General features: G+C 40.8%; 23 protein-coding genes. 12 read left to right on the top strand and 11 right to left on the bottom strand.

Annotated features, from left to right (window positions below):
• Positions 1–35 precede the first annotated feature (35 nt).
• From OA91_RS08080 to OA91_RS08070, 3 genes are all read right to left on the bottom strand, one after another.
• Complete coding sequence (locus OA91_RS08080) at positions 36–1,163, bottom strand: homogentisate 1,2-dioxygenase (protein WP_063337529.1); 1,128 nt, start codon at positions 1,161–1,163, stop codon at positions 36–38.
• Positions 1,156–2,247, bottom strand: coding sequence for a 4-hydroxyphenylpyruvate dioxygenase (gene hppD, locus OA91_RS08075; RefSeq protein ID WP_063337528.1), 1,092 nt, complete (start codon positions 2,245–2,247; stop codon positions 1,156–1,158). The genes OA91_RS08080 and hppD overlap by 8 nt, the downstream gene beginning before the upstream one ends.
• Before the next feature lie 367 nt (positions 2,248–2,614).
• Positions 2,615–4,159: a sigma 54-interacting transcriptional regulator gene (locus OA91_RS08070; RefSeq protein WP_063337527.1), complete on the bottom strand. Its 1,545-nt coding sequence runs from the start codon at positions 4,157–4,159 to the stop codon at positions 2,615–2,617.
• Positions 4,160–4,460: 301 nt separating this feature from the next.
• Here OA91_RS08070 and OA91_RS08065 point away from each other — a divergent pair, with 301 nt between their 5' ends.
• Positions 4,461–6,062, top strand: coding sequence for a methyl-accepting chemotaxis protein (locus OA91_RS08065; protein ID WP_063337526.1), 1,602 nt, complete (start codon positions 4,461–4,463; stop codon positions 6,060–6,062).
• Positions 6,063–6,127: 65 nt separating this feature from the next.
• Here the strand turns inward: OA91_RS08065 and OA91_RS08060 are convergent, their stop codons facing one another.
• On the bottom strand, positions 6,128–6,922 hold the full coding sequence (locus OA91_RS08060) for a crotonase/enoyl-CoA hydratase family protein (protein ID WP_063337525.1): 795 nt from the start codon (positions 6,920–6,922) through the stop codon (positions 6,128–6,130).
• Between the two features lie 725 nt (positions 6,923–7,647).
• Between OA91_RS08060 and OA91_RS08055 the strand changes: the two genes are divergently transcribed.
• Positions 7,648–8,418 (top strand): siderophore-interacting protein, encoded by a 771-nt coding sequence (locus tag OA91_RS08055; RefSeq protein ID WP_063337524.1) that lies wholly within the window; start codon positions 7,648–7,650, stop codon positions 8,416–8,418.
• Positions 8,419–8,542: 124 nt separating this feature from the next.
• Here OA91_RS08055 and OA91_RS08050 read toward each other — a convergent pair whose 3' ends face one another.
• The 3 genes from OA91_RS08050 to OA91_RS08040 form a co-directional block, all read right to left on the bottom strand.
• Entirely contained in the window at positions 8,543–9,466 is a 924-nt protein-coding gene (locus OA91_RS08050; protein WP_063337523.1) for a DUF2608 domain-containing protein, read from the bottom strand.
• Between the two features lie 93 nt (positions 9,467–9,559).
• Positions 9,560–11,296, bottom strand: coding sequence for a GMC oxidoreductase (locus OA91_RS08045; protein WP_063337522.1), 1,737 nt, complete (start codon positions 11,294–11,296; stop codon positions 9,560–9,562).
• 302 nt (positions 11,297–11,598) lie between these two features.
• Positions 11,599–12,291: an SDR family oxidoreductase gene (locus OA91_RS08040; RefSeq protein ID WP_063337521.1), complete on the bottom strand. Its 693-nt coding sequence runs from the start codon at positions 12,289–12,291 to the stop codon at positions 11,599–11,601.
• 290 nt (positions 12,292–12,581) lie between these two features.
• Here OA91_RS08040 and OA91_RS08035 point away from each other — a divergent pair, with 290 nt between their 5' ends.
• The 3 genes from OA91_RS08035 (at position 12,582) to OA91_RS08025 (ending at position 16,160) form a co-directional block, all read left to right on the top strand.
• Complete coding sequence (locus tag OA91_RS08035) at positions 12,582–14,591, top strand: DUF294 nucleotidyltransferase-like domain-containing protein (protein WP_063337520.1); 2,010 nt, start codon at positions 12,582–12,584, stop codon at positions 14,589–14,591.
• Positions 14,591–15,277, top strand: coding sequence for a 3'-5' exonuclease (locus tag OA91_RS08030; RefSeq protein ID WP_063337519.1), 687 nt, complete (start codon positions 14,591–14,593; stop codon positions 15,275–15,277). The genes OA91_RS08035 and OA91_RS08030 overlap by 1 nt, the downstream gene beginning before the upstream one ends.
• A gap of 148 nt (positions 15,278–15,425) precedes the next feature.
• The gene (locus OA91_RS08025) at positions 15,426–16,160 is read left to right on the top strand and encodes a substrate-binding periplasmic protein (protein ID WP_063337518.1); all 735 of its coding nucleotides are present in this window, start codon (positions 15,426–15,428) and stop codon (positions 16,158–16,160) included.
• Positions 16,161–16,178: 18 nt separating this feature from the next.
• On the opposite strand, the gene OA91_RS08020 is transcribed toward OA91_RS08025, so the two are convergent.
• Positions 16,179–17,459, bottom strand: a complete 1,281-nt coding sequence (locus OA91_RS08020) for an MFS transporter (RefSeq protein ID WP_082827827.1) — start codon at positions 17,457–17,459, stop codon at positions 16,179–16,181.
• A 158-nt stretch (positions 17,460–17,617) separates the two neighbouring features.
• On the opposite strand from OA91_RS08020, the gene OA91_RS08015 reads away from it, so the two are divergent.
• The 6 genes from OA91_RS08015 to OA91_RS07990 all read left to right on the top strand — a co-directional run bounded on the left by OA91_RS08015 (position 17,618) and on the right by OA91_RS07990 (position 21,410).
• Complete coding sequence (locus tag OA91_RS08015) at positions 17,618–18,091, top strand: methyltransferase family protein (RefSeq protein ID WP_063337517.1); 474 nt, start codon at positions 17,618–17,620, stop codon at positions 18,089–18,091.
• 4 nt (positions 18,092–18,095) lie between these two features.
• Positions 18,096–18,500 (top strand): hypothetical protein, encoded by a 405-nt coding sequence (locus OA91_RS08010; protein WP_063337516.1) that lies wholly within the window; start codon positions 18,096–18,098, stop codon positions 18,498–18,500.
• Between the two features lie 205 nt (positions 18,501–18,705).
• Positions 18,706–18,969, top strand: coding sequence for a hypothetical protein (locus OA91_RS08005; protein ID WP_063337515.1), 264 nt, complete (start codon positions 18,706–18,708; stop codon positions 18,967–18,969).
• A gap of 220 nt (positions 18,970–19,189) precedes the next feature.
• The gene (locus OA91_RS08000) at positions 19,190–20,554 is read left to right on the top strand and encodes a dicarboxylate/amino acid:cation symporter (protein WP_063337514.1); all 1,365 of its coding nucleotides are present in this window, start codon (positions 19,190–19,192) and stop codon (positions 20,552–20,554) included.
• A 101-nt stretch (positions 20,555–20,655) separates the two neighbouring features.
• Positions 20,656–21,012 (top strand): VOC family protein, encoded by a 357-nt coding sequence (locus tag OA91_RS07995; RefSeq protein ID WP_063337513.1) that lies wholly within the window; start codon positions 20,656–20,658, stop codon positions 21,010–21,012.
• A gap of 110 nt (positions 21,013–21,122) precedes the next feature.
• The gene (locus OA91_RS07990) at positions 21,123–21,410 is read left to right on the top strand and encodes a hypothetical protein (RefSeq protein ID WP_063337512.1); all 288 of its coding nucleotides are present in this window, start codon (positions 21,123–21,125) and stop codon (positions 21,408–21,410) included.
• A gap of 211 nt (positions 21,411–21,621) precedes the next feature.
• Here the strand turns inward: OA91_RS07990 and fdhA are convergent, their stop codons facing one another.
• Positions 21,622–22,818, bottom strand: a complete 1,197-nt coding sequence (gene fdhA / locus OA91_RS07985; protein WP_046017531.1) for a formaldehyde dehydrogenase, glutathione-independent — start codon at positions 22,816–22,818, stop codon at positions 21,622–21,624.
• A 182-nt stretch (positions 22,819–23,000) separates the two neighbouring features.
• Positions 23,001–23,918, bottom strand: coding sequence for an EamA family transporter (locus OA91_RS07980; RefSeq protein ID WP_063337511.1), 918 nt, complete (start codon positions 23,916–23,918; stop codon positions 23,001–23,003).
• Positions 23,919–24,079: 161 nt separating this feature from the next.
• Between OA91_RS07980 and OA91_RS07975 the strand changes: the two genes are divergently transcribed.
• Positions 24,080–25,504, top strand: a complete 1,425-nt coding sequence (locus OA91_RS07975; protein ID WP_063337510.1) for an aminotransferase-like domain-containing protein — start codon at positions 24,080–24,082, stop codon at positions 25,502–25,504.
• A 282-nt stretch (positions 25,505–25,786) separates the two neighbouring features.
• Here OA91_RS07975 and OA91_RS07970 read toward each other — a convergent pair whose 3' ends face one another.
• Positions 25,787–26,656, bottom strand: a complete 870-nt coding sequence (locus OA91_RS07970; RefSeq protein ID WP_063337509.1) for a LysR family transcriptional regulator — start codon at positions 26,654–26,656, stop codon at positions 25,787–25,789.
• Between the last annotated feature and the right edge of the window lie 107 nt (positions 26,657–26,763).

The raw sequence follows: 26,763 nt of genomic DNA, 5'->3' as shown, positions 1-26,763 counted from the left end.
TCTCTATAGGGTCTTTGATCGTTTGTAATATCTGGCTATTTCTCTTGCCAGCTATAAACATAATTAGGGTTTTCTACTTGATGAGCTATCTCACCAATTTCTAGAGAATCCCTTGTATCTATCATGACTGCGACTTCATCAGTAAATTTCTTCTTATGCTCACGGCCTGCTTTAAATGCCTTGGGATGAGGGCCATGGGTAAAGCCTGCAGGATGAAATGTCATCATGCCTGCATCGATATTGTCACGGCTGAAGAAATCTCCCGCATGGTAGAAAAGCACTTCATCATAATCATCATTGTTATGATAAAAAGGTACTTTCAATGCACCAGGGTCACTTTCAATAGGGCGAGGTGCAAAGGTACAAATAACAAAGCGTTCAGCCACAAAAGTTGTATGGGCAGATGGGGGTAAGTGATATCTATGACTCATTAATGGACGAATCTCACGCCAGTTAATAGCTAATACACTTAAATCACCATGCCAGCCTTGGGCATCTAGTGGATTAAAAGGATAGGTAATCGTTGAAACCTGATTGTGTCGTTTGATCTCAACCTGCCAAGTATTCTCATCTTGCTGATCTAAAAAGGCTTGGTTGATCGCAGGAATACGAAGGGCTGCAGGATCAAAAATAGCATGGTTACCCACTAGACCTTTTTCAGGTAGTTGATAGCTATCATTAGTCGCTTCAATCATTAAGATATGTGCTGCTTCTTCTAGTTCTAAACGCCATTTAGTTGAGCGTGGGATGACAATGTAATCCCCTTCGCTGAAAGTGAGGTGGCCATAATCACTCCAGATAATGCCTTGTCCTTGGTGAATAAATAGCAACTCATCACCGTCGGCATTACTGACTAAATAATCCATGCTAGACGCAAGTTGCCACATACGCATTTTACAGTGGACATTACTAAGAACAGGCTTTTGCTGCCAAGGATTAGCACTGCTGAGATCCAACTTATTTAGATCAAATGCTCTGGGCTTTAGTGGCCCAGTCCACTCACTCCAACCTGTTGGCGCATGTTTATGATGGAATTGAGTAGCAGGGCCAAAAAAGCCACTGCGACCTGCTTCTCTCTCATAAATCGCCTCTTCTGGGAAGTCCGCATGGGCCTGATTTGAAGTAATACCTTCCTTGTGGGGAAAGCTCGCAGGTTTACGCATCGTTTAATACCCCGCGACGAATTTGGTCTTCTTCGATACTTTCAAACAAGGCCTTAAAGTTACCTTCGCCAAAGCCTTCGTTACCTTTACGTTGAATGATTTCAAAGAAGACAGGGCCAATTACAGTATCAGTAAAGATCTGCAGCAAGGTACCATCTTTAAGTGGTGCCCCATCGATCAAAATATTTAAATCTTGTAGGTCTGCAAGGTTTTCACCATGACCTACCACTCTGTCATTTACTTTTGCGTAGTAAGTATCTGGTGTGCTCATGAACTTAAGGCCACCTGCTTTAAGCTGACGAACTGTTTCATAGATATCAGAGCTAGACATGGCGATGTGTTGAATGCCTTCGCCATTGTACTGGTTTAGGAACTCTTCAATTTGAGATTTATCGTCTGAAGACTCATTGATGGGAATACGGATTTTACCGCAAGGGCTAGTCATAGCGCGGCTAACTAGTCCTGTTAGTTTGCCTTCAATATCAAAGTAACGAATTTCGCGGAAGTTACCGATATTTTCATAGAAGTCAGCCCAGTGGTCCATATTGCCACGCATGACGTTATGGGTAAGGTGATCTACTTCATACAAGCCAGCTTGGTGAGATAGCATTTTTTCTTGATAGTCATCGTAGAAGTTAAAGTCCACGTCATAAATGCTCTTATCACCGTAGCGATCGATAAAGTACAGAGTACTTTCGCCAATACCATATACAGCGGGTAGTTTTAGCTCCATTGCACCTAGGTTGCCGCTAAACTCTTTTGCGCCATTAGCAAGGGCGTGTTGCATGGCTACTGTTGCATCTTTCACTCTAAATGCCATGCCACAAACACTTGGCCCATGGATACGAGCAAAAGCTTCTGATTGAGAGTTTGGTTCAGAGTTAACGATAAAGTTGATATCGTTTTGACGGTATAACCAAACTTCTTTGGATCTATGTTTGGCCACTTCAGTAAAACCAAGGGAAACAAATAGGGCTTTAAGGTCAGCAATGCCTTTTTCATCTGCTGCTGTGTACTCAACAAATTCAAATCCATCTGTGCCTAGTGGGTTGATGCTGTAATCAATTTTTAAAGCCGTGTTCATGTCTATCTCCTGCAATATTTTGTTTTTGTTTTTTGTAGTTGTTTTTAAATAAACCGAATTTATGAGTAAAAAAAAAGTAATGGCTAGGAGGTGGATACAGGGTGAAAAAGTACTTGGTTGTAAGCTTGGCTTTACGCTTGGTTGAATTTTAATCAAGTTACTTTAAAAGGTGAGTGAAGAGTGAATAAAAACTAAGATGAAAACTGAGTTTGAATCAGGAAATTTGAGCTGAGTCAGTTTATTAAAGGCGTTAATATAACTGTAAGCTTAAGTTTACAAATGCTGTAAATTAGAAAGTACACACCTAAATGTTGACCTATTTAAGGTGTGCTTCTTTTTTGATATCAGGTATTAAACTGGGAGATGTTTAAGAAAGCTTACCTTTAGTAATACCATGCTCTTTTAGTTTATTTGCGATGGCAGTATGACTAAGGCCTAATTTCTTAGCGAGCAGGCGTGAACTGGGGTAACTTGGGTATAAACTTTTTAATAGTTGGCTTTCAAACTGTTTCATAGCTTGTTCTAGGCTACCTTCGAATTCAGCTAGTTCTAAGGCCTGCATTTGAGTTGCTTGCTGATACTGAGGTAAGGCAAGATCTTCAAGCTCAATCTGTTCATGATCGAGCATACTGATAGCACGCAACAGGGTGTTTTTAAGTTGGCGTACATTACCTGGCCAAGGGTAAGTTAAGATTGCTGATTCACATTCTTTAGTTAGTGTTAGTAAGGGCTTTCCTTGTTCAGAACAAATAGATTCAATGAAATGTCTGGCCAGTGATAAAACCTCATTGTCACGTTCTCTTAATGGTGGAATGGTTACGCTTAATACATTAAGGCGGTAATATAAGTCCTCTCTAAATTCGCCACTTTCTACCTTTTTGAAGAGGTCATGTTGAGTGGCGCAAATGATACGTACATCCACTTCAATTTCTTTTTCATCTGCAATGCGGCGAAACTTACCTTGCTCTAAAAAACGTAGCAGTTTGACTTGCAGAACCGCCGACATATCACCTACTTCATCTAAGAATAGAGTGCCTTTATCCGCAAGTTGTAGCAGACCTTTTTTACCCTCGCTATCTTCATTCGAAAAAGCAAAAGGGGCATGACCAAAGAGCTCATTCTCAGCCACATTATCTGGCAGGGTAGCGCAGCTTAATACTAAAAAAGCTTGATCTTTTCTTGGGCCTTGTTTGTGGCTCATATTCGCTAGAAGGTCTTTACCTGTCCCTGTTTCACCACTGATTAATAACGGCGCTTCTGACTGTGTGGCTACATCAATCACTTTTAGTAACTTACGCATTCTTAGGCTGTTAACTAGAAAATTATCTTCTGAAATAGGCGTCGAATGTGAGTGACTGAGAAGGTTAGTTAATTGCTTGGGATGGTATAAACGTACTAGGTAATGGCTATCTAAATGGCTTTTATTAATGAGTCTTACGTCAGCTAAAAAAGCACTCTGTTTAATTTGAATATTTTCAAAATTTGGTTGATTTACCTGATGAGGGAGGGTTTTTAATACAAGGTGATCTTGGCAATTAATAATCTGTTTATTCTTTTCTGTATGCCAATTAAATAGCAAGTTAGCAGCCTGATTACTCATAACTAATTTGAAGTCTAGATCCATGCTGAAAACTGGCTCAGTCAGCTGATCCATTATGTTATGCAATTCGTTTAAGCTGTGGCTCATGGGGAGATAGGAGGTTGTTTTTACATCTTTCACTCCTTCTACTTTACGTATTTCTGCCATGACTAGCTGCAGGCTAGGTAGTTCAACCTGCATGGTGCTTAAAAAGAAACCATCGTCTTGGTGGTTAATCTCAATACCTGTCAGATCTATTTCATGGTGAGCTAAAACGTCTAGCACATCCTGTGCAATCCCTATTCTATCCGTACAGGATATGGCTAGTTGCATTCTGTCTTCCTTATTATTTTTGCAGCTATCTCATTAGATAAATGATGATGAATATTTAGTTAATTTTACACTTGTGAGGTGATGTGTGAATAAAAAAGTATAAATACAAATATTTGAGAAATGTCATAGCCTTAATAAAACCTTAAGGTTTGGCTAATAGATTTTACAAATACTAAAGGAGACAAAAGTGAATGGCTTCACACTTCTTAAGTGAAGTTTACACAAGCTTAGCTTAACGGATGTAAAAACTTTGTCTTATATGAATAAAATTTCTAAAAACATTTTCTGAGTAGGTTTAGGTATGACAATTAATCGGTTGATTAGTATCGTGATCATAGTCGTTTTGATTTCGTTAGTGACATTATTTTCCATTACCGAAAAAGGGCTAGAACGAAATGAAAATGTGATGAGGCAACAAGCCCTCATTTCTGAGTCGGTCGGAAAAATAAAAGATGCTCGTTATTATGTTGTGCAAGTACAACAGTTTCTGACTGACATAGGTGCAACGCGAAGCGATGAGGCCCTAGCAGAAGCGGATGAGAGTAAAGCGGGTGCTATTGAATGCTTTGATGCATTAGAGCAAATGTTGCCAGAGCGTGCTCAAGAAATTCAGGCCTTGAAAAACCAGCTTGATATTATGCATGCAGCCGGTGTGAAAATGGCTTACACCTACATAGAAGATGGCACCGAAGCGGGTAATGCTTTAATGAAAGGGGCTGGTGGTTTTGATGATAAATCTGCTCAATTAGCTGACTCCCTTGATGCTATAGCATCAGAGTTAGTAACTGCTTTGGTAGAAGGGGATCAAGAAGTTATCGCCGTAAATGAAAGCACTCACTCTCTTGCGCTTATGAGCAGCTTAATTTGTGGCGTGGTAATTGTGGGCTCTATTCTCTTCTTACGTCGTCGTATTTTACCTGCTCTACATGAACTTGATCAGTCTTTAAGTAATATTGCTGATGGTGCTAAAGATTTAACTTTGCGATTATCCGAAGAGGGTAAAGATGAGTTATCGGACATTTCTCGTAGTTTTAACCGCTTTATTGCAGGCATTCATAATTTCATCATAGAGACAAATGACAAAGCGATTCAGCTCTCTAGTGAAGGTAAGCAGATGACCTATGCCTCTATTGAAACCAGTAAAGGTATGGAGCAATTACAATCACAAACCGACAATATCACTCAAGCAATTTCTGAAATGCAGTCAACAGTAAAAGATGTCGCTAACCATGCAGAAAGCGCAGCCCTTGCTGCTAAACAATCTGATGATGATGCTAAGCAAGTTGAGCAAGTCGTAAACGAAAGTAAGATGTCGATTAATAGCTTGGCAAAAGGGGTGAGTGAAGCTTCAGATGCTTTAGTTTCTCTTGAGCAAAATACTGAGAATGTTGGCAGTATTCTAGATGTAATCCGAGGCATTGCAGAGCAAACTAACTTGCTAGCGCTTAATGCTGCGATTGAAGCGGCACGTGCTGGTGAGCAAGGTCGAGGTTTTGCCGTTGTGGCCGATGAGGTGAGAACCTTGGCTGGAAGAACACAAGAGTCGACAGAGCAAATCCAAAATATGATTACTGAGCTACAAAAAGGGTCGAATGCGGCTGTTAGTGTGATGGCGCAAAGTCGTGAACAAGCGGATGCGAGTGTGGCACATGCTGAACAAGCCAGTGAAGCACTTTCTCGTATTGCTGGCTCTATCAGTAATATTTCGAATATGGCAACTCAGATCGCCTCTTCAATGGATCAACAGGCAGAAGTGAGCGATGATATTACTTCGAGTATCAGTAATATTTCTGACGCTGCGCAAAGTACCAGTAGCAATGCAGAGCAATCTCATCTGGCCAGTAAACAAGTGTTAGGTCATGCTCAAACTTTAACGGAAACAATGGGTGACTTTAAAGTTTAAACAAGCCTGAAAGAATAAAAAGGATCACCTAATGAGTGGTCCTTTTTATTGTCTAAATTAAGGGTTTATTTATTGTCTTCAAAGTTAGCTTGGCGTTTAGCAAAGTTAGCTTGAACCGCTTCCATCTGGTTTTTACTGCCAATAATCGTCCTTTGTATCTTTTCTTCTAGAGCAAGTGAAGCTTGCCTTTCCTGCTGCCAAGCTTGGTTGAGTAAGGTTTTAGCGCCTTGTATTGCATCTGGATTTTTATTTACGATTTGCTGGGCAAGCTCAGTTGCTCCTGTAATCGGATCTTCATCTAAGCGAGTCACTAAACCATAGGCTAGGCCTTCTTCGGCGTTAAACTTTTTACCTGTAAAAGTAAGCTCTTTAATCACATCTTGGCGTGCAAAATGAGGGGTAGTAGCTGTAAGAGACATATCAGGAATCAGCCCCCATTTAATTTCCATGATGGACATCAAGGTGTCTTTTTGCGCGATACGTATATCTGCAGCCATGGCGATTTGTAGTCCTGCACCGTAAACATGTCCCTGTAATGCTGCGATAACTGGGATGTTTAAGTCATGCCAATCAAGGGCACAACGTTGGGCTAAGTTTGCGTCATAGTCTTCTTCTGTTGTCAGCAATTTAGGGATGTTATCCGGTTGCGCCATAATGCTAGGAATATCTAACCCAGAACAAAAAGAGGGGCCATTGCCTGCTATCACAACCGCTCTGATATTTTTTTGCTGTTTAATTTTGGCTGCTGCTTCGATTAATCCATAAATCATATTCATATCGACAGCATTAAGCTTATCAGCTCGGTTTAATCTCACTTGAGCGATATGGTTAGTAATTTCTATTGTTATACGGTCTGACATAAGTTTCCCTTTTAGTGTCTTTGATGCTCTCACTGAATTTGCTTTAACTTATTTCGGAGCTAAATAAAGTAAAGAATTTTAAGATGACAAAAGCATGAAACTTTGTAGTAAAGAACAGCTATTTTTATCTTAATAAATTAAGGAAGCTGCGAATAAGTCCTCCCGCCTCAGCGTGTGGATAAAAGCAACTAGATTTATGGCGAGGAGCGCAACTTAATAGTTATTCTATTGATAAGATCCTCAACTTAAAGGTAGTGCTTTTAGACCACGCCCTTAGGGTCTTTGAAGAATACCTAAACGGCATTTCAAAAAAAGTATCACCCTGTGTTGTCACATCTCGAAAGGTACCTACAGCTCTTATCAGAAAAAAGCGGCAAAGTGACGCCTTGATTGATACTTTTTCTGAGAAGACTGAGAAGAGGTGACTTAATCGCAGTTTCCTTAACCATGAAGTAATAAGTCATGTTTTTCTATGTTCAACATCATGTATAACAGATATCAATTAGAAGGAGGTTTGTAAGCTGAACATTTGATTTCTTATTTGATTCTCATTCTTATTTGGGGTTTTATGTATACTAGCTTTAATCGGAAGACGCAGCCCTTTCTTATGCTGTGTTATTTTAGTTGCCATTGATGGCTAGGGAACCTACTTTCACCTAGAGGGATAAAACGATAGCCTTTTGTCTTCTTTACTGATTTTTAAGCATTTTTACTTAGGAGATTTTATGTCTACGCGAACAACTCGTCTTTTGACCGTAAATGCAAAAACGCAACTTAGCCCTAATATGATTCGAATTCAGCTACAAGGTGAAGCCCTTAGTGATTTTCCTATGGGCGCTGAAGGCGGCTATGTAAAGTTGCTATTTCCACAGCCAACGGAAACGGGTGTTGAAAGTGATAGTAAGCCGAGAATGCGTTCATACACTGTGCGTTATTTTGATGAAAAAGCCTTAACCTTAGACCTAGATTTTGTCGCCCATGGTGACAATGGACCTGCTTCTACTTGGGCATTATCTTGTTCACTTGGAGATCAAATTTCTTTGCTTGGTCCAGGGTTGGTGAAATTGCCAGACATGGATTCAGATTGGTTTTTCTTAGTTGGGGATATGACAGCCTTACCCGCTCTTAGTGTCATTGCTGAGCGTTTGCCTAAAGATGCTAAGGGTTATTTAGTTGTTGAGCTTTTATCCATAGAAGATAAACCTAATTTGGATTTGCCTGCAGGGGTAGAGCTTGTTTGTGTGGTTAACCCTGATCAGGAAATTATTAATACCTTATTAGTCGACAAGGTGCTTAGTCTGCCATGGCTTGAAGGTAAAGGTTTTGTTTGGAGTGCTTGTGAAATGAATTCAATGCGTCCATTAAGAGATTATTTCTTAAAAGAGAAGTCAGTACCTAAAAGCCAGATCTACATAAGTAGTTATTGGAAAATGGGGGTGAGTGATGAAGGTCATAAATTGGCAAAAAAGCAGGAAGCGGAGCAGCAGTCTTCTTAACCATCAGCAGAGCCTTCGGTCAGTTGAAGGCTCTTTTTCGCTGAGGACTCTCGTTAGCTGAAGGCTCTTTTTCGCTGGGGGCTCTCATTAGCTGAAGGCTCTTTTTAAGCTAAGGGCTTTTAAATCACAGTATTGGCTTTTTCAATTCTGACTGTAAAACATCTTTAATGATGTTCCATTTGTCAGTCGCATTCTGCTGATGCTGGTTAGCATACTTACCTTTTCTAAGTGCCGCTTTGTGCTTTTCTAAGGCCGTAAAATGCAAAGCCTTCACTTGGTAATTAGGGCTGTTTTTAAAGGCTTTATAAACGCTGATGACATTGGCTAGGGTGTCATCAATAAAGATAATTTGAGTGAGCTTAGTGGCACTCTGTTGCTGATTAAACTCATCTAATAGACACTTTAAGTTGATGCCTTTATCTTGCCCTGATAGATACATAGCCCCATTTCTATAGCTAATTGTATTCATGGTACTGATATCGCAGGGAATGTAGGGGCTTGCTTTACTGCTTTTATCATCAAAGAGTAATGAGTTCTGGCTGAGATGAGTTGCAAAGGTTTTGTTTTTACTTATGGGAAGTCTAGCAAACTGCTGTTCCGTGGCAGAAATATCAGTATTGCCTCTGGCGGTTTCGACTAATAGCCTGACGCCAGACTTAGTCAATTTTTTGAGTACCTTAGGAACTTCTTGCTGACTATAAACCATAGTGTTCAAGTTAAATAATAAGGTTGAAGCCACCAATAAGTCTTCAAATTTATCGGCCACTCTTGGATATAGGTTCTTTTTGATCTGATCTTGTTGCCAACTAAACCAAGCTGGGCCACCAAGGTACTGACAGTCTGCAGGGTCTGTGTTATCTGGACAAGGCATCATACTAATCGTATCGTCATCATCCATCACTAATAGTGTGTTGTAGGGCTTATCTATCTCTTCACTTAATTTAATCAAGTCATTAAACGAAGCAATGGCACCATGGCTAGATTCAGCACTAACTAGCTGGCTGAAACATACTGATACCATTGCAAAGACTAAGTAGATAAATTTCATGGCAAACTCCTTGAGCCAAAAAAGTGAGTAGTTTGAATAATAAGAAAGCCATCGCTTTTAAGGTAAAAGCGTTGGCTTTCTTGGGCTAAGTGTTTATTTCCTTACAAGGTTATCTGCGAGGTTTTGAGCCAGTGCTACCATTGTCATGGTTGGATTCCAAGAGCCCCCTTGAGGCCATAAGCAACCCCCTGTGATATAGACATTATTTGTGCCTCTTAATTTGTAGTCCGTATCGACAGGTGCATCTTGGGTTTCACCAAGAAAGAGAGTAGAAGACTCATGCACTAGGGCATCTACACGACGTTCTTCAGGGCTTGGTTGAGAGCTCGCCCACTCTCCAGAATCTGGGTCACCATGCCAGTATTCGACTTTGTCTTTACCTTGTGGTGAAAGGACATCTTCGAGAACACTAAAAGTTGCTTTGTCCATGGCATTCCAAGTTTCATAATCACTCTGATTTTCCACGACTTGTAAAAGCGAGTTAGTGGTAATGTTTTTATCTTGTTGATAATGCTTAAACCAGTTCTCTTTGTTGTCATAATCTAGTTCACCTAAAACCGCACAAACAAAGACAACATAATCTTCAGAACTTTCAAGCTGAGCCATGGAGGCTGTAGATACGACATCTGGCATATAGCGTAGTGCTGTACCAGCGTTCTTCACAGGGTCTTGGTTACTGATAGAGGTTAACTGGATATGAAACTGCTGATCGTAATTGTTGCCAATACCCGCTACATAACAGGCTCCCATTTCCAGAGGGTTATCTGAGCATAAGCCAAGATCTGCTTTAGGGACTCTGGCTGTAATCGCACTGATAAAATGGGCCGAAAAACGCTCACCAATATGGTTAAGTTCTGGGAAGGAGTTTTGTACTAGGGTTGTTGGCGGTAAGGTGCCCATCGCTAAAATGAGTTTAGCGCCATTTATCGGCATCACGCCACGGGATGTTTGTAGAGCTGAGGCTGTGCCATCTTGGTTATAAATTCTTTCGACCACACATTGAGTGACAATGTCTAAGGTACTGCCTTTGCCTTCTTTCGCGAGAGTTTGTTGTTGGCTGACAAGTTCTAATAAAGGCCCCGGGGTGGAGTATTTTTGAAAATCGATGTCATCGACTTCTTTACCATCGCAGGCAAGCGGTGCGGCTTGTGTACGATATACCCCAGGGATACTGCCTGTTTCATTGGCATTGTTGAGGAGTGTTTGTACCTTGTGCTGTAGTTCGCCATAAACAGGGCGTTGCTGTCCGATTAACCGCGTTAAGATGGGGTCACGGTTTGCGTCGATCTGATCAGCATTTTGTACTCTTAATAGCTTCTCTGCACTAGCAAAGTATTCTTTTGCTGTGGCAATGGTTTTCTTCGGCCACCCCTTCATTTCGTCTGTGTTTGGTCTTGGACACCATGCACTCCATAGTGTTGAGCGACCGCCAACAAAGGGCACCATGCCGTGTTGCCAGCGTACTGGGCCACCACGACCTGTTGCGGTTTCTTGAGACAAGGTCCAAGGGAAAGTTTCTGATAATCCACCTAAAGTATTCACAAAGGGAAGGGGAAGGTTTTGAAAGTGCTCAGGTAAAAAGAAAGGGCCTCTTTCTATCATGAGAATGCGACAGTGGGGGTCATTTTCTAAAGCACGTTCTGCTGTTGCATAGGCGCAAAAGCCAGTACCTATAATAACTAAATCATATTGGCCATTTTCTCTGGCATTTTTCCACTGTCCCTCTGTAAGAAAGAAAACATGGTCCATGACATTTTGGCCTGTTGGTGATTGGGGGCCAGGGGTTGGATAACCATGATGAAGGTTTTCAGTCGACGCGAAATTTCCCATAACAAAGTCCTTATGTATCAAAAAAATGAATTTATTGATTTGGGTGTTTTTTATTATTTTGTGACGAAAGCTAGGAGGCTGAATGTGAGTGATATGACTTATACGCTTTCCTTAGCTTAAGCCAATCAAAAGCTAGCAGGTTTTTGAGGTTTCACCAGCAAGAAGGTTAGCTTAAGTATAAAATCCATTTTTTAAAGACGTATTGCGACAAGAAGTCGCTAAGGTAATCATCTCTGTATTACCTTAGCTCGGTTTATCTAGGGTTAGTTTGGATGGACAGTTTAGAGGGGTAACTTAGAAGTTTACCAAGCTATTTCAGAACCATCATAGTTATAGAAGTGGCCTGTTTTTATTTCTGATGTCATCACACTTTTTAAGCCTGTCACGCTCTCAGTGGTATCAATTAAGCCATTAGGGCCGCCCATTTCAGTTCTCACCCAGCCTGGATGTAGAGCAATGACTTGAATTCCTTGAGGTGAAAGGTCGATAGATAAGCTTTTAATGACTTGGTTAAGCGCTGTTTTTGAACTGCGATAAATATAAGCTGAACCACTTTGGTTATCACTGATACTACCCATCTTACTGCTTAGTACAGCAATTCTTTTGCCCTCACTTGCGGCGACATGAGGGGTAAAAGCTTGTATCAATTTTAATGGTGCTATGGTGTTGGTTTCGAAAACCTGACGCCAAGCCTCTATATCTAGGTTATCTAAGCTTGAACCTTTTGGTCCATAAATGCCTGCGTTATTAATGAGAAGATCAAAGCTAATGCCTTTAAGTTCGTCCGCTAAATTGGTAACGGCTTGATAGTCAGTTACATCTAATGCATAAAGTTTTATGTCAGTGTTCTCTTGAGCCAAAGCAGTTAGTTCAGTCGCCGTTGCTGGATTACGGTAACAAGCACTGATTTTCCAATTGGATTGTGCAAATTGTTTAACCATTTCTAGACCAATACCGCGATTAGCCCCTGTGATAAATAGATGAGGTTTTGACATTAGGCTTCCTTGTAAAGAGGTGAGTTATAAAGTTTTTATCAGCTCATCTTTGGCAAAACAAGCGTGTCTTAAAGAAAACCTTATTTGTTGGATGATTGAGTGTTTTATATAGCAGAGGTGATGCCAATAATCTTCTTTGAAAATAGCTTTTTATGAGATTTAACTTTATGAAAAATAAAGATAAATTATTTTAATCTTAATCCTTCTGAGCTTAGACTTTAGTCTTAAACTATTGATGTTTAAAAACCTTGGGCACATGCTTTATCTAAGCTTTGATAAAGGATGTACTCATGTCTGCCATAGACGTTCAAGAAGTTGTGAAGTTTTTACAAGGAACTGTGCCATTTGACTCTTTAGCCGAGCCAGATTTAAGGCGTTTAGTAGAAGCTCTAGAAGTAATTTACATAAGGCAAAAACAAAGCATGTCATTAGGCTCTCAGGCACCTAATGTCTTACCTCTTAACGATTTGCATATTATTCGACGAGGAGCCTTTGAGATCCAATGTAAAAAAGGGGGCTTGGTCGATAAGCTTGCCGACGGTGAATGCTTTGGTGTCTCTAGTGTTTTGGATAATAACCCAGAAGGCCTATATGTTGTTGCCCTTGAAGATAGCCTCGTCTTTCGACTTGATAAGGAGAGTTTTTTAGCGCTTACCAAAGCGAATACTGACTTTGCGTTATTTTTTGCCAATACCAGAGTCAAGCGCCTTAGCTTATTGTCGAAAAGTTTACAGCAAGATAATGGGAATCAAGCATCAATAGAATCGAGCCAGCATCAGCTTGAGAGTCACCAAGTTTCTAGTCTTACTGAGTTTGTTCAGAGTGAATTAGCGTGTAATAAAGAGGACGATAGGCAAGCTCAAAATAGGGCTGATCCTGCTATGCAGCTTTCTTTGCCAGTACATAAGATAATGTCTAGACAGTTAGTGAAAGCCGAGGCCGATACTAGTATCAGAATGGCTGCCTTACAGATGACTGGCGCTAGGGTTAGCTCCTTGTTAATTGTTGAGGGAGAAACTCTCATTGGTATTATTACCGATAGGGATTTACGTTCTAGAGTGCTAGCTAAAGGCGTATCTACCGATTTACCTGTTTCAAGTATTATGACTCGAAAACCCACCTATCTTGATGAGTCTAGTCTTTGTATTCACGCTCAACTTATTATGAGTGAACGCAATATTCATCATCTTCCCATTGTTGATGACGCACTAAAACCTGTAGGCATACTCACTGCGACGGATGTTCTAAAAAACCAGCAAACTAGCCCTCTATTAATGGTTTCTGAGATAAATCGACAAAAGAGTGTGGCGGCATTAGCAGAGGTTTGTCAGCGCCTTCCTCGTCTTATTATCAACCTAGTGGCAGGAGACATTAACCCTGCGGACATGGGTGAAGTTCTAGCTAGCATTACGGATAACCTGACGAGGCGCCTGATCGAACTTGCTGTGTCTGAATTAGGCGTGCCTCCCATGCAGTTTAATTTCTTAGTCTTTGGTTCTCAGGCGCGTAAAGAGCAATCTCTTGGTAGTGATCAAGATAATGGCATTATGTTAGAACGAGAAGGTGATGACAGAGAGATGGAATACTTTAAACATCTGTCTGAATTTGTCTGTCAGGGGCTAAATGAATGTGGCATTCCACTGTGTCCTGGTAACATCATGTCGAGCAATCCTGATTGTCGTTTGACCAAGTCTCAATGGTTGAAAAAAATTGCTTATTGGGTACAAAGTAATTCTCCTCAAGCTCTGTTAAATGCCAGCATCTTTTTTGATATGCGTAGTATCTATGGGCCCGAAGAATCACTGCAAGAACTGACAGATTTGTTGCAAGAGAAGGCTGTGAAGAACAGCATCTTTATGGCGACATTAACCAAAAATGCGATTTCCTCTCGTCCGCCTTTAGGCTTCTTTCGTGACTTTGTATTGGAGCATTCCGGTGAGCATAAAAACAAGTTAGATCTTAAGCACCAAGGGCTAGCTCTAATCAATGACCTTGCTCGTTTATATAGCTTTGCCACGAGTAAGTATCAGGTCTCAACGCTTAAACGCCTAGATTGGATCGCTAAAGAAGGTTTATTGAGCCAAGACTATGTGAGCAACTTACAAGATGCTTGGGAGTATTTGTCTGGTTTAAGGCTAGAAGCTCAGCAAGCAAGCTGGCAAAAAACCGGAAGTGCCAGTGCATTTTTAGACCCATCATCTTTAAGTCCATTAGAAAGAAAACACTTAAAACTCACTTTTAAAACTATTTTGCAGGCACAGGACGTGGCGCAAAATAAGTTTGCTAAAGGGCTAGGCTAATGGCGAGCCTGTTAAAGCATTTACGCCAAACCAAGGAAGAATGGAAGCTTAGGTTTGGGCAAAGCCTAAGACCAAACAAAGCCTATAAAAAACCTTGGATAGAGCATGAGTATCTAGTATTGGATATGGAAACCACAGGGCTAGATGGGGGTCAAGATAGAGCTATCAGCCTAGGTTGGGTGCTGATTAAAAATGGGGCGATAAAGCTCGCGAGCGCTCGTCATATTTTGCTTGATAATGGCCCAATCGATGAGAAAACAATCGCCATACATATGATTACCGACCAGGATATTGCCGAGCTCGGCCGTAATCCCAGTGTTGCTATGCGCTATCTAAGGCAATTGTTATTAGATAAGGTCTTGGTTGTACATCATGCACCCATAGAAAAAGCATTTCTTGATACCCTTTGGCGTGCTCATAAGTTAAAACCTCTTACCTTGGTCATGTTAGACACCTTGGCGATGGAAAGGGAAGTGCAAGGGCGAAAACAAGCTATGCTCTCAAATGATGCTTTTCGTTTAGGGGAGTGTCGTAAGCGATATGGACTACCTGATTATCAAGGTCATGATGCGCTTGGGGATGCCCAAGCGACAGCCGAACTCCTTTTAGCTCAGCTTCATCATGCTGGTGCAGACTGTAATCTTAAAGATCTAATACAAAAAGGAGGAAAACTAGTACGATTTTGATATCTTAAAGAGATTAGGTGTTAAAATGCTACGCGATAATTCGTGCAAACACATTTAGCCGATTGTGCTAAGGAAAGGCCATTATTAAAAGCCTGCCGAATATTGGTTGGTTTAAGTAATTAGATTTGTTTATTCTTGAGGCCTTTTAGTGAAACTCTCTTCTTTATTGCTTTTCACAGCTTTCTTATCTCTTCCTTCTATGGCTCAAGCCAATTGTCTAAGCGCGGGTGTAATAGAGAATAAACCAATTGGTTATTTGGACTCCCAAGGTAATGCTACTGGTGTCCATTGGGATTTTCTTGAAGAAATTAGCCGAGAGTCCGGCCTTTGCATAGAAAAAGAACTTATGCCTTTTGCCAGAGTCTGGTTGGGTTTAGAAGTCGGACGACATGATCTTGTTGTGGGTTTCGCATCACCTAGCCGAGATGAAAAGGTAATCAAAGTTGGCCTAATAAGAGAACTTAAAACCATAGTGGTTGGCGCTAAGGGCATTAATGTTCGATATTATGAAGACCTTGTCAGCCTTGAAATAGGTAAAACACGTTCGACTAAATTAGATAATCGTTTTGATAAAGATGCCCAACTCAACATCAACGAACTGAATGATTATGAGCAAGCAGTAACTATGCTTCTAGTAGGTAGAATAGATGCCTTAGCAGGTAGTTATAAAGCGATTAAATATCAGTTAGAGCAAAGTAACCAGTCTAACTATTTAGATCGCAATGGCTTCCATGTACTGGGTGTAAGGCAGCAGTGGTTGCATATGTCTAAGCAATCCGAATTCAAATCTGAGATTCCTAAACTCATAGCTGCCGTTGAAAAGCTACAGGCCACAGGCACTCTTGCTAAGTTGGTGAAAAAACATTACGAAGCCAGTAACTAGAGTGCTAACAAGATAGAGTTAATCTTTGGGTTGATAGTAGTTAGCCAGTAATGTAATACCTAGACCGCAAGCACATAACAATAAGATAAGCATTAACATACCTTGATTAGAATAGTGTGCCAGCATAAAAGCAAAAGCGGGTGGACCCATACTTGCCCCTAGGTTCCCTAGTTGAGCAATAGCTCCATTACTTTGGGCTTGGTCATTAGGTGTTCTGGCAAGATAAGGCACCATAGCAAAAGATGACCCTGCTATAAGGCCTGAAAAAACTAATAAACAAGAGGCGAATATTAAAAATAAATTTGGAATATCGATATTGTAAAAGGTTAGTCCAGTAAACACCGCAACGCCGATATAAGCAAAGCTGCCTAACTTTTGAGGGGCGATATAGTATTGAGCGAGAATGCCCGCTAAAAAAGTACCGCCAATACTGATGAGTGGTAAAAGTATAAAAAGCTGATTTTTAATACTCTCATCATGACTAATTCTAGGAACGAAGGTTAAAAGGGCAACAAACATCCCTGTGTGAAATAGAAAGACTAGTCCTGGTAATAGGGTTCTCATATTTTGATAAAGCTTTATTAAGTCGTGAAAAAAACCGAATAAAATTGCTTTATGGGACAATTGATTTTGTACTTGGACGCTTTTCTTTGAAGTTAAAGAAAACGTTAAATAAATAAAAATAGGTAAGCATAATACTGAGTGGAATTGATATAACTGAGCTAGTCCGCCTTCGGCTAAAATTTGAGTCCCTATCCAGCCCATCAAGGCAAATGCCACCCCAAAAAAAGTTCCCCATACGCCCATAGTAATTGCTTGATGTCTTGGCTCACTCAGGCTGATCATCAAGGTTGGAGCGGCAACAACGACTCCTAAATGAGAGAAGCCTTCTAAAATACGAGTGAATAGCAAAAACTCAATACTAGGTAAAAGTGACTGAGTAAAAGATAGAATACCGCCAAGGAGTAAGCTCGCTAACAGCACTTGCTTATGGCCTAACTTGCCACTTAAAACGCCTGCTATGGTGCCAAATATAAGCCCCATAATACCAACCGAAGATAAAGCCATACTTATGGTTGTCGTGCTAGTTTGATAATGCAGTAATAGCATATCGTATGAGGTGGAGAACTTGGCAAATTGCATTGCAGCGTACACACCGGCTAACCATAATATGAAAATGGTTAACCATTGAGTTGAGACTTGCTTTTTATTAACCTCTTGGCTAAGAGTTCCTTTGTTAGCGCTAGAAGTACTTTGATGCAAATTAGGTTTAGAAGGGGTGCTAGTGTCTGAACTCACGAACCTATCCTTGGTTGAATGTTATTAACTGAAGTATGATTATTTTAAAGATACTAGCGCTAGCTGACAATCAAACGATAGGCTTACAAGTTGGTCTGCACTGTTTTATAAATGAAAGAATTAGTACTTTTATCACAAATCATTGAAAAGGAGATTTCATGTCATTTCTTGAGTTAAAGCTACCGCCTGTTTTGCTTGTCTTGGCTTTTGCTTTGCTTATGTGGGGCGTTAGCCAATTAGGTGTCTTGTCTTTCTTACAGCTGGATTTGGGTTTTATCGTGCGATTTTCTATCCTGTTGTTTGGCATTATTGCTGGGAGCCTGATTGCTCTTCTGGGAGTGAAAGCTTTCAAAGACGCTAGTACCACGGTTAATCCAACTAAGCCTGAATCAGCCTCTTCATTAGTGACTTCTGGTATCTATCAATATACCCGTAACCCTATGTATTTAGGTATGCTGCTTTGTGTGATTGCATGGAGTGGTTTCTTAGCCCATTTTGGTGCTTTGGCGCTTACGCCATTTTTTGTTTTATATATGTCACGTTTTCAAATTGAGCCAGAAGAACGAGCACTTGAAACCTTGTTTGGTAATGAGGTGTTAGAGTATCGAACTCAAGTTAGGCGCTGGTGTTAAGCTTATGAATCTATGGAATTTATTACCAGACTTTCTATTGTTTTCTAGTGTTGTGCTATATCTGCCGCTACTGATTTTGCCTTGTTACCTTATCTGTTTAGCGATTTATGTTCGTATTAATAAAAAACATGAAAATGCTCGAAAAAAAGAATCTCTCCCTTTTTATACTTTTCTATTGCTTAGTTTAATTGCCAGTACTGTGATGTTAAAAAGCCTAGGGCCGCAGATTGGCGTGGTGATTCCTCCTTTACTCTTATTGAGTAACCTTATTCTTCCACTCGTCTTTCTCTTTCTAAGTTTAATAAAGACATCAGATCGCTCGGTTGCTCTATGGGGGTGGTCAAGTTTGGCTGGTGGTATCCATGCACTTAGTTGGAGTGTCTGGTTAATGGCGCTTGCTGGGAGCTAAATCGGTGTGAAAGCACATAGAACAGTGTTTGAAATGTGTAGTGATTATATAAACTGCTAATTGATAGATTTACATCAACTTAGACCACCTTCAATCAGAGTAAGTTTTCCCTCCATAGCTTAAATCACTCGCCAACTTTTAATCAGGTAAATCTTTAATTTGATTACAGCTAAGAAGTGGCTAAAACGACAAAGGGACATTATGAATGAGTAATGATGAGCTGGCTAAATTATACGAAACACTCGCGATGAAGTATGAAGAAGAATTTGCTGTTGAATGTGGATTCGCACAAGCAACAAAAGAGCGTATGGCAATGTTAGATAAAATACGTCGAGGCTCTCTTTCTAAGAAAGATATTCGAATTATTGAGCCTATTTTTTCCTACGGCAATATTGATATTTCTGCTTATATTCAGCCTAAAAAGCGTTTTATTTTTTCTAATTATTCATCCTTCATTTTTAATTTCTGAAGTAGAGATAGAGCCTGTATCTCTACTTTTAGTTTCTTTTATTTACATTGTTTTCTTTTATTTAGAGTGAACCAAGCTTAGTTTTTTGCTCCGATATGGGAGATATGTAAACTTAGCTCTCCAAGGTTGATCTGTGCCTTGTTCTGCCCTTTAATTGCTTGAACATACTCGCTAAAAACTCAGAATAAGCCAGATTAATTATGGATGAGTTTTTACGAATATGACTTCTTTAGCCCCTTGGTACCAACCTTTTGATAATCAGCTTAAGCAAATTTCGATGTTGCTTAAAAGTCAGTTATGGATGCAAATTATTGTGGCACTTATTTTAGGTGTGACTTTAGGTTTAATGTTATCGCCAACAGGCGGTGGCTTGGTAGAAGCAGACACAGCGACTGTCATTGCTCAGTGGGTAAAATTGCCGGGTACTGTTTTCCTCGCTTTGATTCAAATGGTGGTAGTACCACTTGTTCTGAGCTCAATCATGTTAGGCATAGCCACAGCGGGTGACCCTGAATATCTTAAAAAAATTGGTTTAAGAATTTTCCCCTATTTTGTGACCACAACCACTGTTGCCGTCATCATTGGTGCGAGCTTAGTATTATGGATTGAGCCTGGGCAATACATGCAGAGTCAAATGCAGGGTCAGAAAATAAGTAGTGAAATACTTGCTGATAAAGATGCAGTAGAGCCCATTGCTAGATTAGAAAGTTCCTCAGTGCCTGATAAAATTAGCGCTCTCATCCCCACGAATATGACAAAAGCGACTTTAGATAAAAGTATGCTTCAACTTGTGGTGTACGCCATGATAATGGGCGTTGCGCTGGTAGCCTTGCCACCGAAAAAATCCAAAGTACTGCTACAAGCTTTAGACAGTGTTCAAGCCATTGCTATGCAAGTAGTGAGTTGGGCCATGTTACTGGCACCTTTGGCGGTATTTGGGCTTTTATGTGAAATTACCATACGCATAGGTGTAGATGCGTTATTAGGTATGTCTATCTATGTACTGACCGTGATTTTTGGGCTGGTAGTTTTGTGGGTGTTTTACCTCATCATTATAAGGCTGGTGGCTTCAAGGTCAGTTTGGGACTTTTCAAAGGGCGTTCGTTCGGTACAACTATTGGCTTTTTCTACATCAAGCTCCGCCGCTGTTATGCCTTTATCCCTTCAAACTTCAGAGCAAACTCTAGGTGTAAAGCCTTCAGTAGGGCAGTTTGTGATTCCTTTAGGGGCGACAATCAATATGGATGGTACTGCCTTGTACCAAACCATCGCCGCAATCTTTTTAGTTCAGGCTTTTGGCGTAGAGATCACAACCAGCGAGCTCTTATTACTCATGTTAACCACGATAGGTGCGTCCATTGGCGCACCCAGTACACCGGGTGTTGGTATCGTTATTCTAGCGACACTGCTATCAAGTGTTGGTGTGCCCGCTGCAGGCATTGGTTTGATACTCGGCGTAGATAGGATATTGGATATGTGTCGGACCACTTTAAATGTGACGGGCGACCTAACCGCTTGTTGTGTGATGGATAAGTGGTTGCCAGATACGGGTGAACGAAAAGAGAGAGATTATTGGAAAAGTTAGATTGAATGACTGCTGACATGAGGTGTCAGTAGGGGGTGGATATACTGATTTTCATACTTTGTAAATCAAGATTAATTCACTACTCGTTAAGGCATTCAATAATGAAAATGGACTATTGCGTTCTTGGAACCAACAATATGGCAGCGGCAATCAACTTCTACGATTCACTGTTTGAGCAAACAGAACTTAATCAGGTGTTAGCAACCGATAGAATGACATTCTGGCAAGGTGCGGACTTTGCTTTTGCCATAGCGATTCCTTTTAATGAAGAACCTGCGACCAATGGTAATGGCACCATGATAGGCTTAAATGTGGGCTCGACTGAAGAAGTGGTTAGGCTTTATCAAAAAGCACTTGAATTAGGTGGAACTAGCGAAGGTGGGCCGGCTGATCGTGGACCAAGGTTTTCAGCTTATGTGAGAGATTTAGACAAAAACAAAATCGTTTTTTCGGTATAAAATTATCTAGTGCTAGAGGCGTAGCTCGTTTTAAATTTTAACCCATTTAGCTGGCTATATATGTTTCGATATTGCACCATATCTATACAATGTAGGTAGGTGCGGATTAGATGAAAAGGCCTGATAGATACTTTATGGTATGCAGTGATATTGGTAATCCTGTTGTCCTTACTCTCACAAGAGAAGACAAAAATGTGTACTTAAATATGGAATTTAGTGGTTTTGGTGGCCAGTTGAAGATGAGCTGTAACGCACTTGAACAAATGCATCAGGCTTTTCGTTTAGAGGGGCGTAAAAAGTCTAAAGCAAAATGGCGTCAAAACTTAATCCACTGGATATCAATTTCTGTGACTAATTATGGTGATGCTTGTCGTTGTCGAGTAATTCATTACGAATAGGCTTTCAAATATCATGGTTCGACATTGAAACTAAAAAGCTAGAAAAGTTTTCTAGTATGCTAACAGAAATTCAAGAAGATCTAATCAAGCAGGAGCTTGGGTAAGCATCCTAGGAAAAATAGTTTAAATACTATATAAAAAGCCCAATGCTGGTAGGAAGCATTGGGCTTTTTTGTGTGCGTTTAACGCCTTATAGCTTTAGCTAAAAGAATTAAGACACCATTCTGTGTGGATCGATAACGAATTTTTTCGCCGCACCACCATCAAAGTCTGCATAACCTTTTGGCGCGTCATCTAAACCTATCATTTGTACGTTAACCGCTTTAGCAATATCAATCTTATCGAACAAGATAGCTTGCATAAGTTGTCTGTGGTAACTCATTACTGGGCACTGGCCTGTGTGGAAAGAGTGAGATTTCGCCCAACCTAAACCAAAGCGCATAGAAAGCGCACCAATACGTGCTGCTTCGTCTACCGCACCTGGATCATCCGTTACGTAAAGACCTGGGATACCAATTTGGCCACCGGCACGGGTTAATTCCATTGCTGAGTTAAGCACAGTCGCTGGTGCCTCTTTACCATGGTTACAACCACAGCCGTGGGCTTCAAAACCAACGCAGTCAACAAAAGCATCTACTTCACGTTCGCCTGTGATTTGTTCTATCTTATCAGCCATTTCACCTTCTTGACGAAGGTCGATTGTCTCACAGCCAAAGCTACGTGCTTGATCTAGACGTTCTTGGATCATGTCACCTACAATGACACAAGCAGCACCTAATAGCTGTGCAGAAGCCGCTGCTGCAAGACCAACAGGGCCAGCCCCCGCGATATATACAATAGAGCCTGGGCCTACACCTGCGGTGACACAACCATGGTAACCTGTCGGTAGGATGTCAGAGAGTAGGGTGAGATCTTTGATCTTTTCGATGCCTTGATCACGATCTGGGAATTTAAGTAGGTTAAAGTCAGCATAAGGCACCATTACGTACTCAGCTTGACCGCCAACCCAGCCACCCATATCAACATAACCATAAGCAGCACCTGGGCGCGCTGGGTTTACGTTTAGGCAGATACCAGTACGGCCTTCTTTGCAGTTACGGCAACGACCGCAAGCAATGTTGAATGGCACAGAAACAAGATCGCCAACATTTAAAAATTCAACATCGCGGCCACATTCAATGATTTCACCTGTGATTTCATGGCCAAGTACTAGACCTTGTTCGGCTGTGGTTCTACCTCGAACCATGTGTTGGTCACTACCACAAATGTTGGTGGTAACAACCTTTAGAATGACACCGTGCTGACATAGGCGTTTATTCATTTCCAGTTTTGGAAAGTCAATGGTGTCGACCTGCACTACACCTGGACCTTGATAAACAACACCTCTGTTTGCGTGAGCTAAAGACATAGCTTTCTCCTTATTATTAGACGCTACACAGCAGTAAAAACTATCTGCGGGCAATCAGTATGGTGCTAGTTTGATCTAGGGTCATCGCCTTGAGGCTGTACATGTCGTGATCAGTTAGGTGGAGGTCGCTCTGCATTAGGATAGGCTAACTTTATGTAAAGCGACTCACTTTTTGTATTTAGTTACTTATTTCCTATCTTTTCTAAAGTGGCTTTTTTTGCCACTTTTTGGAATAAGGCAGGGCTTAAACTGACGGCTAATTGGCTGATAAAGAGACCGAGTAAAATGAAAATAGCCGCTAGTATTTGAGATAGAACAATGGCTTCCTGATAAAACCAATAACCACCTAAAATCGCAAACACAGGGACTAGTAAGGTCATGGGGGCGACACTGGAAAGCTCGTATTTGACTATCATTTTATTCCAAAACCAGTAGCCAAGTAGTGTAGTTGGGTAGGCCTGAAACAAGGCGGAAAAGATAACTGAGCTATTGATGTCTAAATGTAAGTTAGTAATTACTTCAGGTCCGTGGCTTACAGCGGCTAAAAGCAATAAGGGTAAGGGGGCAAAAAGCATGGCCCAGATATTAAAAGCAAAGATGGATCTTGTATTGGCCCGTTTTACGATTAGGCCATTAATACTCCAAAATAGGGATGCAGCTAATACCAGTATTAGGCCTTTCACTGTCACGCTACCACCTTGTTCCTGCATTATGATAAAGAGGCCAATTAAGGCAAGTATTGCGCCAAATAGTTTGTTAAAGGTTAATTTTTCATTTAAGAAAAAGTAGCCAATCAGTAAGCCTGAAACAACACTCATATCCAATAATAAGGATGCCATGCCTGATGAGGTTCCCGCATCAATCGCTAAGGTTGTTAGCCCCCAAACACCTATGCCAAAGGTCAAGCCATAGCTGATGAGATAGCGCCACTTTACATCGGGCTTCTTGATAAAAAAGATGAGTGGAAAAACCGCAAAGGTGAAACGCATAGCGGTGAGTACTAGCGGGTCTATATTATTAACCCCAAGTTTGATCACACTAAAGTTGAATCCCCAAAGTGCCATGAGAGCGGTGAGTAAACAAAGGTCGTGTTTTTTCATGGTCTGTCTCTTAATCCTATAGTGAAAGCATTGGCATAAGTATGTCCTTAAAGTAAAAAAGAGTGCAGACTCAATTTTTAATAAAAAATAGAGTACAATTTATGAGTGCTTGAGTATGAAAGCTTAAAAAACTTTGTGTGATGCAGTTTGGAGATACTGGTATGACCTTGTATGAAACCTTGGCAAATGAATATATCGATGCGATCAAGAGTCAGCGTTTGCCCTTTGGTAGTCGCCTGCCTGCTTTGAGAGTGTTGGCCAAGCAGCATAAGGTGAGCTTAACAACAGCGACTAAAACCTATGAGTATTTACAGCAACATGGTTGGATTTACCCAAGACCACAGGCCGGATATTTTGTTGCTAATAATCTAGAAGAAGAAAGTTTTCCATGTTTAACCTCGCTTCAAAATCAAGGGCGTGATCCTAAGAACTACTCACCAGTTTTAGGTTATAACGCTGGCGCTGAGTTTTTTAATCCTTTAGGCACCTCTATGATTGCGCCAGAATTACAGCCTACAAAAGCGCTACAAAGGTGTATTAAGCGAGTGGCCTCACGCAGCCAGCAAAGCTTATTTTCTTATCCTAACCCCCAAGGTGAAGTGGGTTTGAGGCAAGCCCTTAGCGAACATTTTCGAGTGGATCATTTTGCCTTTTCAGCTAAAGATTTAGTGATCACCAATGGTTGCATAGATTCAGTTCGTATTGCGATTGAAACCCTAACAAAAGAAGGGGACACCTTAGCGATTAGCTCACCTTGTTTTAGTGGGCTACTAGACTTGCTTGTTGCGCTTTCTCGTAAAATTATTGAGATACCCTGTACGGAAGAAGGTTTGGATTTAGACTTTTATGAAGCCTGTTTAAAACAAGGCAATATTAAAGCTAGCTTATTTAGTACCTCTCATATGAACCCAAGCGGTCGTACTTTATCGAATGAGCAAAAGCAGGCGTTAGCAAAACTCGCCCAAGACTATCAAACCCCCATGATAGAAGATGATGTTTATATTGAGTTATCCCATCAGGGTAAACCGCCTTTACCGACCAAATATTGGGATAAGGAAGGTTATGTTATCTGGTGTGGTTCTTTCTCTAAAACCTTAGCCGCTGGGCTTAGGTTAGGTTGGTGCTTACCTGGACGTTATTTGGATGCTTATATAAAACAACACTCTCAAACTCGTTTTGGCATAAACGGCTTGATGCAACTCAGTTTGGCTGAATTTATTCATTCAGGAGAGTATGGCAGCCATGTTAATCGTATTCGTACACAGCTAAACCAACAGGTTTATGGTTATCGTAACTTCTTGATTGAAAACTTACCTTTGAATACTAAGATAAGTGTGCCTGATGGCGGACTTGTTCTCTGGCTTCAATTGCCAGACATAGATGCCAAAGCGTTGGAATTAGCAGCCAATGAAGAGGGTGTTGATATTCGAAGTGGTGCTTGTTTTAGCACTCATGATGCCTACGGTGATTGTATTCGTATCAATTGTGGTTGGCCTATTTTGATTGCTGACACCAGTGATGAGGATAAAAGCAGTGCTTATCAACAGTTATTACGCTTGTGTCAGTTAGTGAAGTCTTTTAAATAGCGCTAAATTATAATGTTAAGGAACCTGCGAATAAATCCTCCCGCCTCAGCGTGTGAATAAAAGCCGCTAGATTTATGGCGAGGAGCGTAACTTAATAGTTATTCTATTGATAAGCTCCTTAACATAGAGATAGGGCTTTTAGACCACGCCCTTCGGGTCTTTCAGAAAAAGTCACACCCTGTGTTGTTACTTCTCGAAAGGTGCCTACATTACGTCAAAGTAACGCCTTGTGTGATACTTTTTCTGATAAGACTGAGAAGAGGTGACTTAATCGCAGGTTCCTTAATCATAGCTTTGCAATAACTTGATAAAAGCGCTAGCGGCATTAGATTCTGTCCTATCTTGGTGGATTAAACAGCCAATTTGGCGTTTTAAAGGGCTATTATCTAAGTCTAAGATTTTCAGATTATCATCGATTAAAGCGTCTGGTAACACACTCCAGCCAAGGCCTGCGGTAACCAGCATCTTTATCGCTTCAAGATAGTTGGAAGCCGCCCTTGGAATAATGCTTAGATTTGCTTGCTCAAAAATATCGTCGATAACACGTCGGGTAAAGCTAGATGCATCAGGCAATATGCCCTGGACACTGCTTAAGTCCTTGAGGCTTATGCTATTAAGGCTTGCTAGGTGGTGATCTTTAGCACACACAAATTTAAGCTTTTCTGTCCATAAAGGAATAAAACGTAATTGCTCATCCATTAGGGTTGGCTCTGTGATAACCGCGAGTTCTAGCTTGCCCTGTAATACATCTGCATAGGCTTGCTTGGAGGTTAAAAAATCCAAGTTAAAGGCCACTTCTTCATATTCAATAATGTAACGTTTAACTGGCTGAGCAAGATGGTGCAAGCCTATGTGTTGGGTGGTGGCGATAGATAAAAAGCCGTCAATGGTATGGGATAAATTACGCACGGCGTTAAGCCCACTTTGCGCATCTTGTAGCATTTTATAAGCATGGGGTAAAAAGGTTTTACCCGCTTCTGTGAGCTGAATTCGACGACCAATACGATCAAATAGACGACAACCAAGTAGGTCTTCGAGAGAGACAATACGTTTACTGATGCCGGGTTGAGTAAGGTGTAACTTCTCGGCAGCTAAGGAAAAAGAGTTCTCTTCTGCTGCTGTGGTAAAGGCCGCTAGAGCAAGTGTATTCATTCGATATTCCAGAAAGTAAACTTAACATCAATTTATTCTAATTAGTTATCGATAGGATAACAAATTGAGTTTTGTGTTATTTGAATTGCCTCTTATGATGAGCCTTA

The organism is Marinomonas sp. SBI8L (assembly GCF_001624705.1).
GTDB lineage: Bacteria > Pseudomonadota > Gammaproteobacteria > Pseudomonadales > Marinomonadaceae > Marinomonas.
This window is presented reverse-complemented; position numbering and strand designations above follow the sequence as displayed.

Coding starts and splice junctions, on each gene's coding strand:
- OA91_RS08080 (WP_063337529.1), bottom strand. CDS start 1,163: ATGCGTAAACCTGCGAGCTTTCCCCACAAGGAAGGTATTACTTCAAAT.
- hppD (WP_063337528.1), bottom strand. CDS start 2,247: ATGAACACGGCTTTAAAAATTGATTACAGCATCAACCCACTAGGCACA.
- OA91_RS08070 (WP_063337527.1), bottom strand. CDS start 4,159: ATGCAACTAGCCATATCCTGTACGGATAGAATAGGGATTGCACAGGAT.
- OA91_RS08065 (WP_063337526.1), top strand. CDS start 4,461: ATGACAATTAATCGGTTGATTAGTATCGTGATCATAGTCGTTTTGATT.
- OA91_RS08060 (WP_063337525.1), bottom strand. CDS start 6,922: ATGTCAGACCGTATAACAATAGAAATTACTAACCATATCGCTCAAGTG.
- OA91_RS08055 (WP_063337524.1), top strand. CDS start 7,648: ATGTCTACGCGAACAACTCGTCTTTTGACCGTAAATGCAAAAACGCAA.
- OA91_RS08050 (WP_063337523.1), bottom strand. CDS start 9,466: ATGAAATTTATCTACTTAGTCTTTGCAATGGTATCAGTATGTTTCAGC.
- OA91_RS08045 (WP_063337522.1), bottom strand. CDS start 11,296: ATGGGAAATTTCGCGTCGACTGAAAACCTTCATCATGGTTATCCAACC.
- OA91_RS08040 (WP_063337521.1), bottom strand. CDS start 12,291: ATGTCAAAACCTCATCTATTTATCACAGGGGCTAATCGCGGTATTGGT.
- OA91_RS08035 (WP_063337520.1), top strand. CDS start 12,582: ATGTCTGCCATAGACGTTCAAGAAGTTGTGAAGTTTTTACAAGGAACT.
- OA91_RS08030 (WP_063337519.1), top strand. CDS start 14,591: ATGGCGAGCCTGTTAAAGCATTTACGCCAAACCAAGGAAGAATGGAAG.
- OA91_RS08015 (WP_063337517.1), top strand. CDS start 17,618: ATGTCATTTCTTGAGTTAAAGCTACCGCCTGTTTTGCTTGTCTTGGCT.
- OA91_RS08010 (WP_063337516.1), top strand. CDS start 18,096: ATGAATCTATGGAATTTATTACCAGACTTTCTATTGTTTTCTAGTGTT.
- OA91_RS08005 (WP_063337515.1), top strand. CDS start 18,706: ATGAGTAATGATGAGCTGGCTAAATTATACGAAACACTCGCGATGAAG.
- OA91_RS08000 (WP_063337514.1), top strand. CDS start 19,190: ATGACTTCTTTAGCCCCTTGGTACCAACCTTTTGATAATCAGCTTAAG.
- OA91_RS07995 (WP_063337513.1), top strand. CDS start 20,656: ATGAAAATGGACTATTGCGTTCTTGGAACCAACAATATGGCAGCGGCA.
- OA91_RS07990 (WP_063337512.1), top strand. CDS start 21,123: ATGAAAAGGCCTGATAGATACTTTATGGTATGCAGTGATATTGGTAAT.
- fdhA (WP_046017531.1), bottom strand. CDS start 22,818: ATGTCTTTAGCTCACGCAAACAGAGGTGTTGTTTATCAAGGTCCAGGT.
- OA91_RS07980 (WP_063337511.1), bottom strand. CDS start 23,918: ATGAAAAAACACGACCTTTGTTTACTCACCGCTCTCATGGCACTTTGG.
- OA91_RS07975 (WP_063337510.1), top strand. CDS start 24,080: ATGACCTTGTATGAAACCTTGGCAAATGAATATATCGATGCGATCAAG.
- OA91_RS07970 (WP_063337509.1), bottom strand. CDS start 26,656: ATGAATACACTTGCTCTAGCGGCCTTTACCACAGCAGCAGAAGAGAAC.